The sequence below is a fragment of the Vreelandella zhanjiangensis DSM 21076 genome, assembly GCF_000377665.1.
Lineage (GTDB): Bacteria > Pseudomonadota > Gammaproteobacteria > Pseudomonadales > Halomonadaceae > Vreelandella > Vreelandella zhanjiangensis.
The window spans coordinates 109362-123935 of record NZ_KB898652.1 but is presented as its reverse complement, the minus strand read 5'-3'; the positions used below and the strand labels follow the sequence as shown (position 1 = coordinate 123935).

At 56.2% G+C, this 14574-nt stretch carries 13 protein-coding genes; 8 read left to right on the top strand and 5 right to left on the bottom strand.

The window, feature by feature from the left end:
- Positions 1–11 precede the first annotated feature (11 nt).
- The 5 genes from D467_RS0114295 to sodC all read right to left on the bottom strand — a co-directional run bounded on the left by D467_RS0114295 (position 12) and on the right by sodC (position 5841).
- Positions 12–1532, bottom strand: coding sequence for an ABC transporter substrate-binding protein (locus tag D467_RS0114295; RefSeq protein WP_018918212.1), 1521 nt, complete (start codon positions 1530–1532; stop codon positions 12–14).
- A gap of 130 nt (positions 1533–1662) precedes the next feature.
- Positions 1663–2538 (bottom strand): ABC transporter ATP-binding protein, encoded by an 876-nt coding sequence (locus D467_RS0114290; protein ID WP_018918211.1) that lies wholly within the window; start codon positions 2536–2538, stop codon positions 1663–1665.
- Complete coding sequence (locus D467_RS19280; protein WP_018918210.1) at positions 2538–3368, bottom strand: ATP-binding cassette domain-containing protein; 831 nt, start codon at positions 3366–3368, stop codon at positions 2538–2540. The genes D467_RS0114290 and D467_RS19280 overlap by 1 nt, the downstream gene beginning before the upstream one ends.
- A gap of 208 nt (positions 3369–3576) precedes the next feature.
- The gene (locus tag D467_RS0114280) at positions 3577–5043 is read right to left on the bottom strand and encodes a carbon starvation CstA family protein (protein ID WP_018918209.1); all 1467 of its coding nucleotides are present in this window, start codon (positions 5041–5043) and stop codon (positions 3577–3579) included.
- Between the two features lie 264 nt (positions 5044–5307).
- The gene (gene sodC, locus D467_RS0114275) at positions 5308–5841 is read right to left on the bottom strand and encodes a superoxide dismutase family protein (RefSeq protein ID WP_018918208.1); all 534 of its coding nucleotides are present in this window, start codon (positions 5839–5841) and stop codon (positions 5308–5310) included.
- A 194-nt stretch (positions 5842–6035) separates the two neighbouring features.
- Between sodC and D467_RS0114270 the strand changes: the two genes are divergently transcribed.
- The 8 genes from D467_RS0114270 (at position 6036) to D467_RS19275 (ending at position 14527) form a co-directional block, all read left to right on the top strand.
- Positions 6036–6809 carry a pseudouridine synthase gene (locus tag D467_RS0114270; protein WP_018918207.1) on the top strand — a complete coding sequence of 258 codons (774 nt, stop codon included), beginning with the start codon at positions 6036–6038 and terminating at the stop codon, positions 6807–6809.
- A 15-nt stretch (positions 6810–6824) separates the two neighbouring features.
- The gene (gene tcdA, locus D467_RS0114265) at positions 6825–7748 is read left to right on the top strand and encodes a tRNA cyclic N6-threonylcarbamoyladenosine(37) synthase TcdA (RefSeq protein ID WP_018918206.1); all 924 of its coding nucleotides are present in this window, start codon (positions 6825–6827) and stop codon (positions 7746–7748) included.
- Positions 7745–7963, top strand: coding sequence for a DUF1653 domain-containing protein (locus D467_RS0114260; protein WP_018918205.1), 219 nt, complete (start codon positions 7745–7747; stop codon positions 7961–7963). The genes tcdA and D467_RS0114260 overlap by 4 nt, the downstream gene beginning before the upstream one ends.
- 144 nt (positions 7964–8107) lie before the next feature.
- Complete coding sequence (locus D467_RS0114255; RefSeq protein ID WP_018918204.1) at positions 8108–10072, top strand: type VI secretion system Vgr family protein; 1965 nt, start codon at positions 8108–8110, stop codon at positions 10070–10072.
- A 3-nt stretch (positions 10073–10075) separates the two neighbouring features.
- Positions 10076–11443 carry a DUF4123 domain-containing protein gene (locus D467_RS0114250; protein WP_018918203.1) on the top strand — a complete coding sequence of 456 codons (1368 nt, stop codon included), beginning with the start codon at positions 10076–10078 and terminating at the stop codon, positions 11441–11443.
- Positions 11440–13356 carry a hypothetical protein gene (locus D467_RS0114245; protein WP_018918202.1) on the top strand — a complete coding sequence of 639 codons (1917 nt, stop codon included), beginning with the start codon at positions 11440–11442 and terminating at the stop codon, positions 13354–13356. The genes D467_RS0114250 and D467_RS0114245 overlap by 4 nt, the downstream gene beginning before the upstream one ends.
- Positions 13353–14267, top strand: a complete 915-nt coding sequence (locus tag D467_RS0114240) for a hypothetical protein (protein WP_040460532.1) — start codon at positions 13353–13355, stop codon at positions 14265–14267. The genes D467_RS0114245 and D467_RS0114240 overlap by 4 nt, the downstream gene beginning before the upstream one ends.
- Entirely contained in the window at positions 14264–14527 is a 264-nt protein-coding gene (locus D467_RS19275; RefSeq protein WP_018918200.1) for a PAAR domain-containing protein, read from the top strand. Before D467_RS0114240 ends, D467_RS19275 begins: the two co-directional genes overlap by 4 nt.
- Positions 14528–14574: the final 47 nt, after the last annotated feature.

The window sequence follows — 14574 nt, the reverse complement described above, 5'->3', positions numbered from 1 at the left end:
GTGGCGCGCCTTCAAGACTCGCTATCGGTATCGATAGCGGTTTTTTCGGTGATCAGCATACGCTCACGCGGGTCGCGTTCGGCGTTGGCAATCCGTGCCGACTCGCCCTGAATGACCCGCTCGTGCAGCATCGGGATCGCCGCATCGGTGCGCAGAATAGCGGCTTCAGCGTCAATAATTGCTTGGCGGCGTGCCTCACCGGTGGGTTGCTGCGACGCGTTAATAAGTGCCTCATCAACGGCGGGGTCGCAAAGCTGGGCGATATTGAAAGAGCCCTCACAGGCGAAGTCGCTATACATGTAGGCCACCGGGTCGCCAGAATCGAGCACGGTGGCACGCGACAGAATAAAGGCATCAAACTCACCGGCCAAGGCGTCAGACTCGATATGCGCGTACTCGCGTACTTCCTGAGTTACCTTGAAACCTGCACGGGTCAATTGCTGCTCAAGCAGGACGGCCACTTCCGGCAGCTCAGCACGATCGGTAAAAGTCGCCAGAGTGATTTCGGCGCCCTCTGGCGCGGTAGGCGCGGTGCGGTCGTCTATCGACGTGCGGTAGTCGCTTGCCCAAGCCAGCGCCGGGCCCAGCAGGCCCTCGGCGATATCGGCACGGCCTTCGTAGACGGTATTCACGATAGCCGGGCGATCGATCGCTTCACGCGCGGCTGCACGCAGGCCAGGGTCGGCCATGGGGCCTGATTGGGTATTCAGATAAAGCGTGTTGGTACGCGGCATGGGCACTTCGTGCACCAGCGCCTGGTCCAGTAGCGCCACTTGCGATACTGGAATGGCTTCTACCACATCGGCAGTGCCAGTTCTTAAGGCTGCGGCGCGCGCCGTACCATCGGAGACGTAATCCGCATCAATACCGGCAATGGCGGCGGGCTCGCCCCAGTAATCATCGAACCGGTCAAGCGTGGCGCTGGTGGTGCCATTGATCTCTTTCAAAACAAAAGGGCCGGTGCCCGCTGCGATAGAATTCACCCGGCCATCGTCGCCATAGGCGCTAGCAGCTAGGATCGCCAACTGCGGGCTGGAAAGCCGGTTAGCAATCAGCGGGTCGGCTTTCTCGGTACGTACCAGCACGGCATTGTCGCCATCGGCTTCAATGGTCATGTTAACGCCGTCCAGAATACGCGGCTTGGGGGCCGCTTGGGTGGCGGCTGTCAGGGAGTTCACCACGTCATCGGCGGTCAGCTCGGTACCATCGTGGAAAGCCACGCCATCACGAATCACAAAGCGCCACGTCTGATCATCCACCTGCTCCCACTCGGTTGCCAGGAATGGCTGTGGGTCACTGTTGGCATCCAGGCGAACCAGGGTTTCAGCGTTACTCCAGCGCGACAGTTTAAACGCGTCGTCGGATAACGGGTTTAAACCTGAGCGCGGCGGCTGAAGCATCGCCACGCTAATGCGCTCATCGGCGTCTGGTGAGGCAGAGGCAGCATCACGTTGGTCATCAAAGCAGCCCGCGAGGAGAAACGGTGTGGCCAAGGCAACGGGTAAAGATAGGCGAAGCTTGCGGCGTAACATTAGAAATGTCTCCATATCAGGAATATAAGTAAAAGCTAAAAGAAAACAGCCGTCAGACGCGCGCAGGCAAAACTTAACCGCCACGCTGGCGAAACGGGGTATCAGTCACGAATGGGTTTATAACAGCCCGCTATAAAAGCGCCTCCACATCGGCCGCATGACAGTGCGGGTAAGCGCAAGTGGGCAACTGAGAGACTGCTTTAATCAAATCAAACGTTATGGGGTGGCGAGGCGCACGCCAAAGCTCTGCGGTGGGGCGGTCTTCAACAATCTTGCCGTCATCCATCACTAGGGTGCGCTTGCAAAGGTTGGCGACCACGGATAAGTCATGGGACACCATCAAAAGCCCCGTACCATTCTCATCGCAGAGCTTTTTAAGCACGTTGATCACCTGAGCGCGCACCGGCAGGTCGAGCCCGCTAAGCGGCTCGTCGGCCAGTAAAAAACGCGGGCGGGTAGCGATTGCCCGAGCAATCGCTACCCGCTGCGCCTGGCCACCGGAAAGCTCATGAGGCTTGCGGTCTAGAAATGCGGCGCCCAAACCCACTTGCTCAAGTGCTTCTTGGGCACGCTCAATCGGGTCGCACGCCACCTTGAGCCGAATCAGCGGTTCGGCAACCAGCGCGCGCACGCTCATTCGTGGGTCAAGCGAGGACGCGGGGTCCTGGGGAATATACTGAACTGCCTGACGGTACCAGCGCAGGCGGGCCGTGGATGCGGGGCGCACGGCGTTATGCTGGCAGGTAATCGACCCGCTATCAGGTGCTTCAATGGCCAGCAGCGAGCGCAACAAGGTGGTTTTTCCCGAGCCGGACAGGCCCACCAGTCCCACGCGTTCGCCGGGGTAAAGCGTGAGGTCAATATCGCGCATTATCCGTTTGCGCTCCCCCGCCCGCCAGAACACTTCGCGCGGCAGCGTAACGCTTTTATTAAGCCCGCGTGCCGATATAAATGCTTCTCTACCCACGAATGCTTCCTGACGACTAAACGGTATGGGGGGTTGCATCAGGCGCTCTTTAAGTAGTCAACGGATAGAGGTTCGGCCGCGCTCGTGAACGCGGCTGGCTGTACGCTGTGCGCAGCGGCGACCAACTCCTGGGTAAAGCGGTGCTGTGGGGCGGTAATCAGGGTATCCAGCTCGCCACTTTCAATCATTTTGCCGCGTTCGATAATCACAGCGCGTTGGCAGAGCTGGGCGGCGGCGTGAAGGTCATGAGTGATAAACAGCAGCGAGGTGGCCGTTTTGCCCGTATGTTCACGCAAGGCGCGAAGTACCTGCGCCTGGGTGACGACATCCAGAGCGGTCGTGGGCTCATCGGCCACGAGCAGTGAGGTTTTACAGGCCATGGCAAGCGCAATACACACGCGCTGACGCTGGCCGCCCGAAAGCTCTGCCGGCGTGCGTTTTATTAAACGCTGCGGGTCAGGAAGACCCATGATCTCAAGTAAAGCAACGGTTGCCTGGACGGCCGCCTTGCGCGATAAGCCGTGGTGGCGTGTGAAGGGCTCGCGCAACTGAGAACCGATAGTCACCAACGGGTTGAGCGCCGAGAGTGAATCCTGAAACACCATGGATACGCGGGTTGCGTTGCGACGCTGTGCAGCAGGGGTATGGATAACTTCCTGGCCAAGAAGACGAATGCTTCCCTGGGCACAGGCATTGGGGGGCAAAAGCCCCAGCACCGCTTTAGCGGTGAACGATTTACCCGACCCGGACGCGCCTAGCAGGCAAACGCGCTCATCAGGCAGCACGTCGAAAGAAAGGCCGTCGACAACCGTTTGTCGGCCGATTTGAATGCGCAGGTCACGCACGGATAAAACAGGATCGCTGCACATTGATAACATCGCTTACGGCGCCACTAAATCGTTAGTAATCGTTATGATATAACGTTTTTAAGTGGGGCGGCAATATGCATGTAAGCAAAACGGGCAGCGACATAAAAAGCTGTATTAATGCGCGACAATCAGCAGGCATAAAAAAAGCGCTGAAAGATCAGCGCTTAATTAATCCCCAGGCAGCGTCTACTGCCCGGTGGAAAATGCCTTATTTAGAGGAGAACGCTAACACTTCGTCATCGGTAAAGTTAGCGGCGGGCTCATCGACCTTGAAGGTCGCACGGCTCAAACGGCGTACACGCTTCATGAACAGGGCGATGCAGATCAGGGTGCCGAGGGCGGCTGCGGCGTAGCTCCACTGTAGCGGCAGGCCAAAACCAATCGGGGCGTAGGCGATATAGGTAAAGGTCGCCATGGTCATGAAGACTGCCGGGATCGAGGTGATCAGGTAAGGCTTACGTGAAAGCACCAGGTACATCGTCGCTACCCACAGCGCAATGACGGCCGTGGTCTGGTTCGCCCAGGAGAAATAGCGCCACAGCAGTGTGAAGTCCATATGCGTCAGAATGTAGGACATCGCAAACAGCGGCAGGGCAATCAGCAGGCGCCTGACGATCGGGCGCTGATCGATTTTCAGATAGTCGGCAATGATCATGCGCGCACTACGAAACGCGGTATCGCCCGAGGTGATCGGTAGCACGATAACACCCAATACTGCCAGCGTACCGCCTACAGCGCCCAGCATGGTGGTGGCAACTTCGTTAACAACGGCAGCAGGGCCGCCGGCTGCCAGCACTGCAGAAAGGCTTTGGTCACCGTGGAACAGGCTCATCGCAGCCGCGGCCCAGATCATGGCAATAACGCCTTCGGTGATCATCATGCCGTAAAAGATTTTGCGTCCGTTGGTTTCGTTCTCAGTGGTGCGCGAAATAATCGGTGTTTGCGTGGCGTGAAAACCCGACAGCGCGCCGCAGGAGATGGTCAAGAACAGCAGCGGGAAGATAGGGGCACCTTCCGGGTGCATGTTCTGGAATGAAAGCTCAGGAATGGGTGCGCCGGTGACCACCATACCGATACCGATACCCGCCGCGCTGAACAGCAGCAGTGCACCGAAGTAGGGGTAGATACGGCCAATCACCTTATCGATGGGCAGCAGCGTGGCAACCAGGTAGTAAGCAAAGATCGCCAAGATGATCACAGTTAGTGAAATCGACGTCATGTTATTTAAAAGCGCTGCGGGCGAGGTCACAAACACCGTGCCCACTAACAGCAGCAGCAATATGGCAAAACCGTTAACCACATGCTTCATGGCTTTACCCAAGAACTTGCCTGCCAGCTGGGGCAAGTGGGCGCCGTGGTTACGAATCGAGATCATACCGGTCAGGTAGTCGTGTACCGCGCCGGCAAAAATGCAGCCGATCACGATCCAAACAAACGCTATCGGACCATACAGAGCACCCAGGATTGGCCCGAAGATAGGCCCGACACCTGCAATATTAAGCAATTGAATTAATGAGTTACGCGTGGTGTTCATCGGTACGTAATCGATGTTATCCCGCATGCTAAACGCGGGTGTCTGACGCTTTCTATTAGTTACAAAAACGCGTTCGACAAATTTGCCATACGTAAAATAGCCCACGATCAGCAGCAGGATCGATACAATAAATGTAATCATTTAGGGCACCAAAGTGGTCAGAAGGATGGAGTTAACGTGACAGGCAGGTTCTGGCATACGCTGGCAGAGCCTTATTTAGCCTTGCAGAATGTACAGAGTCATAAACCGATGCGCTGCTAGACTTTAGTGGGCTATAAGTACCCAGTCGTTAATCCAAAAAAACGAGCAGCCCATTGGCTGCCCGCTGATACACCACTTATTGGCGCCGCTATTGATCAAGCGCTATGACAGAACCCTCAGGATTCTACTATTACGACTCAACTATTATGACTCAACGACGCCACAGGCCATACGACCGCCGCCACCGCCCAGGTGGGGCTCGTCAGAATAGGTGTCGCCACCTTCATGAATCATTAACGACCGGCCCGGCATGTCTTCCATGCTCAAGCGCGGCGCGAGGACGGGCAGGTTAGCTTCGCCATCTTCATTTACGGTTAAGACGGGTAAATCACCCAGGTGACCGTCGCCATAAGGGCCTTGGTGCGTGCCGGTTTCTTCCGGATCATAGTGGCCACCGGCTGCTTGTGCAGCGGTCATTTCGCCTTCATCGTTTTCAGCCGGTTCACAGCTGGCATTCTGGTGAACGTGAAAACCATAGACACCGGGTTCCAGGCCACTTAGCGAGGGTGTGAGCAGTAAGCCATGGTCGGTGGTTTCCAGCGATACGCTACCGATTGACTCTTCAACGCCATCGGTGCTCACCTTGTGCATATCGACCTCAAGGGTCTCATTAGCATGAGCCGCCGATGCCAGCAGTAATGAAGCCGCGATACCGGTTAGTGTGGTTGCAAGACGCATGTGCACTTCTCCTTTCCTGTTCCATGGAAACGCTATGTAAGCGCTGTTATTCAAGGTAGCTGTCTCAAAGCGAGTCCGCCAATCCCGCTTTTGATAAACTGCCCTGCCGATTGGCTGGATAATAAGCGGGCAGTTGATGACATCTGTCGGCCAAGCCGCGACAATAGCGGCTCGTTTTTGCCCCAGGACGCGCTATGTTGCCCCTCAGAATCCTCTACCAGGATGAGCACCTTGTTGTGGTGCATAAGCCCTCCGGGCTTTTGGTACACCGCTCGGCGCTGGCGCGTGGGGAAACCCAATTTTTACTACAGCAGCTGCGCGACCAGTTAGGGCAGCGCGTTTATCCTGTGCACCGGTTGGATAGACCCACGTCAGGCGCCATTGTGTTTGCGCTGTCTTCAACCGTTGCAGGGCTTTTAAGCGAAGCGTTTAGTGAACGGCATGTCGAGAAGGGCTACCTGGCGGTCGTGCGTGGCAAGGCGCCCGAGCAGGACCGGCTGGATTACCCGCTACGCGAAGAGGACGGCACGCGGCCCAAAGCAGAAATGCCTGCGATGCCCGCCATGACCGATATACGCCGCCTGGATAGCGTCGAGCTCCCCGTTCAGGTAGACCGCTATCCGGTTGCGCGCTACTCCTTAGTTGAAGCGAAACCGCTGACCGGGCGGCGGCATCAAATTCGCCGTCATCTATCGCGGCGCGGCTACCCGATTATTGGCGATGCCAAGCACGGCAAAAGTATCCACAACCGGTTTTTTGCTGAAAAGCTGAGCGCGCCACGGCTGTTATTGGCCGCCACCTATCTGGCGTTTGACCATCCGGTGCTGGCCAATCGGATACAGGTGAGCTGTGCACTCGATGACACCATGACCACCTTGTTTCATCATTTGGGTTGGGCGGGGCACCTGCCGCTGGATAGCGTTCGTACGCCGCCGCTAAGCGCGCCATCAGCCTTACCAATGCCTTAAAAGATTGAGTTTGCTATGTCTTCTACGCCTCCGGTTAATTCCGCTGCAACACCAGATGTTGACCCGGCCTCTGCCGGTTCAACCGCTATTAGCTCAGTTGCGAACGACTCTGTCTCTGGAAGCCCAGCTTCGCAGGATTATGAATTTCGCTTTGGCGGCATTCGGCGCCTTTATGGGCAGCGCGCGGCCACCGCGTTTCGTCATGCTCATGTAGTGGTGGTCGGTGTCGGCGGGGTAGGTAGCTGGGCAGTTGAGTCGCTGGCGCGCTCGGGTATCGGCAAGCTCACGTTGATTGATCTGGACGATGTGTGTGTGTCCAACGTTAACCGCCAGCTGCACGCTCTGGACGGCACTATCGGCCAACCCAAGGTAGACGTGCTGGCCGAACGCTGCCGCCTGATCGCGCCGGAAATCGACATCGTCGCCGACACGGCGTTTGTCACGCCCACTAACCTGGCCGAGCGCATTCCCGATGATGCCGATCATGTGGTGGACGCCATCGACAGCGTTATCGCCAAGGCCGCGCTGATCGCCTGGTGCAAGCGGCGCAAGATCCCGATTACCGTGACCGGTGCCGCCGGTGGGCAGGCCGACCCTACGCGTATTCAGGTGGCTGATTTAACCCGCACCGAGCACGACCCGTTGTTATCCAAAGTGCGCTCGCGCCTGCGCCGGGATTACAACTTCTCGCGTAATCCCAAGCGGCGCTTCTCGGTCGAGTGTGTCTACTCCGATGAGCAGCTGGTGTATCCCGGAAGCGACGGCGAAGTGTGCCTGCAAAAGCCCGGCAGCGGCGATGCCACCCGGCTGGACTGCGCCTCGGGCTTCGGCGCGGCCACGTTCGTCACCGGCACGTTCGGTTTTGTAGCGGCCTCCAAAGTGCTCGAACGCCTGGCCAAAAAAGCCAACCAGTCAGCCACTCAAAAGGAAAGCCAATGACCGCCCCCGCTCCCGGTATTTATCGCCACTATAAAGGCGCACTTTACGAAGTGCTCGGCACCGCCCAGCACAGCGAAACCGAAGAACCGCTGGTGGTCTACCGCGCCCTGTATGGAGAGTACGGACTGTGGGTGCGTCCGCTTGAAATGTTTACCGAGACTGTCACTAAAGAAGGCCACACTCAGCCGCGCTTTGCGCTGGAAAAGGCGTTTTAGTAAAAGTTAACTTCGGTTATGTAAGAGATATCTTACAAGCATGTAAGACATTGCCGCCACTTACTGGGCAGGCCTTGTTCTGTCGATCCAGGTCGCTATCCTCATCGTTCCTATTGATGAGATGACGATCCAGGGAGCGGCCGGATGGCAAATGGAAATGGTCTTTACTTCACTCTGACGCTTCCGGGCGAGAGCAGCGTGGCGGTGGTTGACTTCACCTATCGCGAGGCACTCTCACAGCCTTTTGAACTGGTGCTCAATCTGGCTAGCCGTGACGGCAGCCTGGACGCCACCGAGATGCTGGATCGCAACGCCACGCTAACCATCTGGCAGTCGGGTGAAGCGTTGCGCCAGGTGCACGGCATCATTAGCGAATTCGCGCGCGGCGATCGTGGACACCGGCGCACCTTTTACTCCCTGGTGCTTCGCCCCGCCCTGTGGCGGCTTTCGCTGCGCCACAACTCGCGCATTTTTCAGAAACTTGACCCGGTCGCTATCATCACCACGCTGTGCAATGAGCGGGGCATCAGCGATGTCACCTTTACATTAAACCGTGACCTCATCGAGCGTGAGTACTGTGTGCAGTACCGCGAAACCGACCTTGCCTTTATCGAACGCCTGGCCGCTGAAGAGGGGCTTTTCTACTTCCATACGTTCGAAGCGGGCACACACCGGCTGGTATTTACCGACGATCCCAAGTTTCTGCCCACCCTTGGCGAGCGCACCTATCATAATCGGGCTGGCGGCACCGCCCCCACACGCCACGTGCGTAAGCTGCGCCATACCGCCCGCGTGGCCAGCTCATCTGCCACGCTGAAGGATTACACGTTCAAGAACCCCGGTTATGCGCAGCTGCACGAGCATCTAGGGCCGAACGTCGAGCAGCACGGTCAGCGGATGGATTACGAGCATTACGACTACCCCGGCCGCTATAAGCGCGATGCCTCCGGCAAGCCCTTCACCCGGATCCGTCTGGAGCACTTGCGCCGGGAGGCCGTGACCGCCGAGGCACAAAGCGATTTGCCCGAACTCGCCCCCGGCGTTCGTTTTACGCTGAGCGACCACGATGTGGAAAGCCTCAACCGTGACTGGCAGCTGATCGAGGTCATTCACCACGGTGAGCAGCCCCAGGCGCTTGAAGAAGACAGCTTTACGGTAGGCGATTCCGCCGATATGACGCGCTACCACAACACCTTGGTACTGGGGCCAGGCGATGTAGCCTGGCGCGCCACGATCAACCCCAAACCGCGTGTGGATGGCCCCCAGGTAGCCATGGTGGTCGGCCCGCCTGGGGAGGAGATTCACTGCGATGAGCATGGCCGCGTCAAAGTACAGTTCCCTTGGGACCGCTACGCCGAGCCTAACGAGAAAGCCAGCTGCTGGGTGCGCGTGTCGCAAGGCTGGGCAGGCGGTGGCTACGGCAGTATCGCCATTCCCAGGATTGGGCATGAGGTGATTGTTTCGTGTCTTGAAGGTGATCCCGACCAGCCGTTGATTACCGGGCGCACCTACCACGCCGCCAACACCGCGCCGTACCCGCTGCCCGAACACAAGACCCGCACCGCGATCAAGACCCAGACCCACCAGGGCGAAGGCTTCAACGAGCTGTGCTTTGAAGACAAGGCGGGCGAAGAGTTCATCTATATGCACGCTCAGAAGAACATGGAGCTGCATGTACTGAACTCCCGCCAGAAGCGCGTCGAGTTCGATGATACCGCGACCATCGGCAACAACTCACACCTGGCGGTGGCCAAGGACCGTGTCGAGACCATCGATGGCAACCGCGATGTCACCGTACACACCAACCACACCGAGCAGATAGACGGCGACCGCGGCCTCACCGTGGGCGGCAGCTATCAGACCCATGCCAACGGCGATATCACGTTTAAAGCCGACGGCGAGCTGATTCTGGATGCCAGCAAGATCACGCTCGTGGCCGGTGGCGCGGCGCTGGTGGTGTCAGGGGGCAGTGTCGATGTGACGCCGGTATTGAACGTGGGCTCGGCCTCGCCCAGTGCCGCAGCGCTACCCCCCATTCCGGCCGTGTTGGAAGCCGCTGCGGGCGAAGGCAGCCCGTTTGTTTCCCACTGCCCGCTGGAAGGAGCCTGACGCATGGCAACGTCTGACTACTGGGTAGCGCGCTGCCATGTCATGGCCCACACCCCCAGCGCCCGGCGCTGGGAAGAAGACACCGATGAAGCCATCACGGTCGCCGCGGTCCTCGCCAGCAGTGAAGACGAGGTAAGAGCGCACCTGCAACAGCAGTGCCATCAAGACGGCCTGGGGCTGGTGCGCCTGGAGAGTATTGAAACGCTGCTTGCTCGCTGCCGCCGGGAAGGCCTTGTGCAAACGCTGGTCGAACTGGCGCACACGACGTCAACGAAATTCCCGGTCGCCTACGGCGACATGGTACCCCTGTTGCCAGAAAAATCGCCCGAACCGCAAAACGTTCCGCCAGTGATTCCTCCGGTCGGCTACCAGGAAACGACCTGGCAAGCGCTGTTTGCACGAAACCAACCGCCGCTCTGGGCGGTAATTGACGGCGTCAACTGCCGCGAAGCCATGGCGCGCCTGGGCCAGACCGACGCCCAGCACGCCTGCCTTTACGCCACCACCGACACCGCCACCCAGGCCAATGCCCCGTGGCTTGTGCGCATTGAAGCCGACAGCGACATTCGCACCTGGCTTGAAAGCCTGCCCCAGGATCAGCACTGGGGCGTGCTGTTTCACTCCCATGCCACGCTCAAGCACCTGCGCATGCACCTTCGCAAGTTCACCATGCTCTGGACCCCGGCCAACGACCAGGCCCCGGTGTACTTCCGCTTCTACGACCCCCGTGTGGCCCTGGACATGAGTCAGGCGCTCGAGCCCTGGAAGCTGGCGGCCTTCATGGCGCTGCTGGAAGCCGTCTTTATTCCTGCTTCCCCGCTGATGGTGTTTCCGCCTGAGCTAACGTTAATTCCCTCCATCGCGCTAGAGACGCCCGCTCAGCAGGTACAGGGTCGATTGCTGGCGATCTCGCTCAGTGATGATGCCCGCGACGCACGAGGGCAGGGGCGGCAGTTTGCCATCGGTCAGGAAGAGTTTGCGCGGTTTGGTGGCCTGATGCAGCAACGGGCCCAGGCGCGCCTCGCCCTGTCGCTTGGTGAGCAATACCCCCGAACCTTGATTGACCAACGTTTGTCAGCTGTTCAAACCGCCGCACAACTGGGGCAACGCTACGGGCTGGGGTCCAAAAAGCAAGTGCGAACGTTGGCCAAGTGCGTGATCGAGTTCGGTGAAACGTTCCCCGAAGGCCACACTGAGGCTCAGCTCATTCTGGAAAATTCTAAAATGGCTGGCTGGCGAAAGCGTGACCAGTTGGACGCTTGGCTACCGCGAGGACGCATTCGACACACGTTACTTGCACCATATCGTCACGAGGAAGGCAATATGCAGCACGATAATTATCGACCCATTGTCAGTGAGGAGCAGCCATGAGTTACCAGCCTACTCTTGAAGACATGGCTTACTTGGTGCAAGAACAGCCAACGGCTTTTAGGCAGCCTGAAAGGCTACTAAGCAGGATCCAAAATGCGATGGCGAACGACGATAGCCATCCAGGCTCGGCCGTTACTCAGGGGCAAGTCAGCAATAGTATCTATAGTGAATATGTTTCTAGCGGCGCCGACCGGCTCACTGAAAGTCCGATTCCCCAAGAGCCAGCAGACGGCGAGAGCCGCCAGGATCCTGAATTTGGCACAATGTGTGTTATATGCGCCTCGCAAACACCCTGTATCGAAAAGGTTGAGGTTGTTTGTCATTCCGGTAAGAACAATCGTGTAGTGCTGGAAGGCCGCAACGAGCTGGAAGATACTGACTGCAAGATCTATTTTGTAGCCGAAAAGGCGGTAGCGGGAGAGCTGAGTTTTGAAGGATTCCTGAACGGCTCGACGTTTAAGGATGAAGGTACCGTCACCATTACGATTGCCGATGACTGCCCACATCAGGCACACACGCTATATTGGACTGGAGCGTTAAACGGTACGACTATTACCTCGGGTACTGAAATACCTTTTACCGTTGAAACGAATCCCCGTTCTCCTCTGACCAACATTCCCCGGTTAGGCGACTATGGTCTTGCCTTTGAGGCGGCCGTCATTATCCTCGATATCATCATGAATCGAGGCATCATGGCGAAGGAGGAGCAATTCAGGATTAGTTACGATGGCACCAGAGATTTTCTGTTTACCTCTGTCACTGTGCCTAGCCTGAAATTCAAAGGAAAAGTGAGTGTACAACCGCCTCAAATAGGCACCGAGAACATTCCACGAAGTGAGGCTAGGCGATTACGTGTTGAATTGGATATGGGGAGTAACCCCAGGCAGGTTACGCATGAGCAGGGCTGGCAAGTCGATGCTGAAATAGGCGTAACGTGTGGCAGCAATACCAAAAATATCAAAGTAGGCAAATATCGTAGCGCAACCACGACCTACGATAGTGCCCCATCGCTTCGCAGGCAGCAAAATGCTCGTCAGCAAGGGAGTTCAATTGATCGATTTATTGATTCGTTGACAACCAATGCCAAGAGCTTGGCGAAAAGGCTGAGTACTGAACATGATACAGATAAATTAGCCAATATTTTTACGGTAGGCCCAAAGCTAAGTATGCAAGTTGGGACCGAGCAGATTGAGCAGGATGGAGGCCCTGAGCTTACGTGGAAGCTAGATGTAGGCCTTTCGTTGGATTTTGCATTTGGTGTCAAGGTCGATATTTATCTAGCGCTGAAGCGTGCGTTAAGAAGGCTGCCCGTCGTTACTCCTTTAGGAGCAGCGGCTCATACGCTAGTCACATTCTTGGAAGATGCGGAAACAGGAAGAAACCTGCTTGTTGCCCAATATCAAATTGATCCTTCGCTTTTCATGGAAATCTCGCTTGGGGCGGGGTTCAAGGCATCGGAGGATGCTACTGCCGATGAACTGCTTGGAGGCGTTTACGACTTTCATGAGGGGAAATTCGACGAATCAACTGTCAGAGGTCAGGTTGAAGTCAAACTTACCGCTAAGGCTATGGGCGGTATTCTTGGCTATTTTGACTCGATCATCACCGATAGACATGTTTTCAAATACGAGGCTGAAGTCGTTACCGAAGGTGGTATTCGAATCAAAACAGATGATGGTCGTTGGGGGTATCAGCTTTATCATAAAGGAGCTTCTTTAAAGATTAGATCGTATAAAAAGTTAAATGTGAATTCACGTGAGGACCAATCAGGAGCTGGTGGCGAGTCAAGAAGGTCGAGTTCTCGCCAAACTATCCTAAATTCCACTTCAGCTAATTGGGTTGAAGATTCAGAGAATACTAACACTTATCCTCTTGCAGAGGGTTATACCGGGGAGTTCATACCGTTCTCATGAAAAAAATTTTGACGAAACTGCTATTAATATTTCTTTTAATGGAGACGAATGCGATGGCGCAGGAAGCTGAAAACCAAAAATATCAATTCGGCGTTCGCTGGTCCGTAGACGGCGTTCCTAGCTCAATGCGAATTCAAGATATTTTGTTAAATTTCACTGGCACACCAAGCCATTTAGATACTCGACTGCCTGTTTCGCAGTACATTAGAAATGGAAAAAACAAGGTTAATCTTAACTCATGGCCAATGCAATATGAGCCGGATAGCGAGTTGAAAGTTTCACTGTTATATTGGGAACCGGGTCAAAACCCTAATACGGAAGCCAGCACTGCTTTCGATGTAGTCATGAAGCCGGGTCAAAATGATGCTGATCCTGAAGTCGTCTTTTTGGATCCGGGCGCTCCTTTGCAACCATTAGAAAATGATATCGAATTTAAAAGATTTGAAGATTATGACACGTTGGAAGTGGTCTTCGATAATCGTCAGCAAATGCCAACCTGGTGTTGGGAGGAGGGAGATGTATTAAGCGATACGGATGCGGTACGCGATAGCTTAGTCCGAGAGTATCGTCGACTACACGCCCTATTTGAAGCAAGGAATAACGATGCGCTTATGAATGCTTCCAGCACCATGATAGAAGAGCTGGCGCTAGCCTCTGGTGAGCCCGAAGCCTATGTACGTCAGCGAGCAAGCTACGACATGTTCTTTGATAACCCAAATCTCTTTGAACTAGCTCCTCTACCTGAGAAATCGATGACACTAAATTTAGCGGCAGAAAACCGAGTCGCGTGGCTAACTACGGAAGGTGTCAACGAACCTATTCGTTTCAATGAAGTAGGTCAAGAGGGGCGCTCAAGTTACGTCAGTCTCTATTTCATTCGCCGCAACGGCCAGTGGGAAATCTGCCGATGAAACCCGTAGCCCGCAAGGGCGACCTGCACTGCTGCCTCATCCCCGGCCACGGCACCACCGAAATCGTTTCCGGTTCGCCCTCACAAGTAGAGGGCCAGCCCGTGGCGCGGGTGGGTGATAAAACCGGCTGCGGCGCGACCATTATCGAAGGTTCCAGCCACTCCCATCACGATGGCCGCCCCACGGCATATCTTGGCTGCAAGACGGATCATGGCGGTGAAATTATTACCGCTTCGAGCAGTGCCAAGGTTCAGCCTTGAACCCTGGTGTTGGCCTTGCCCTAAACCGCGTGTAGGCCAGTTGCTGG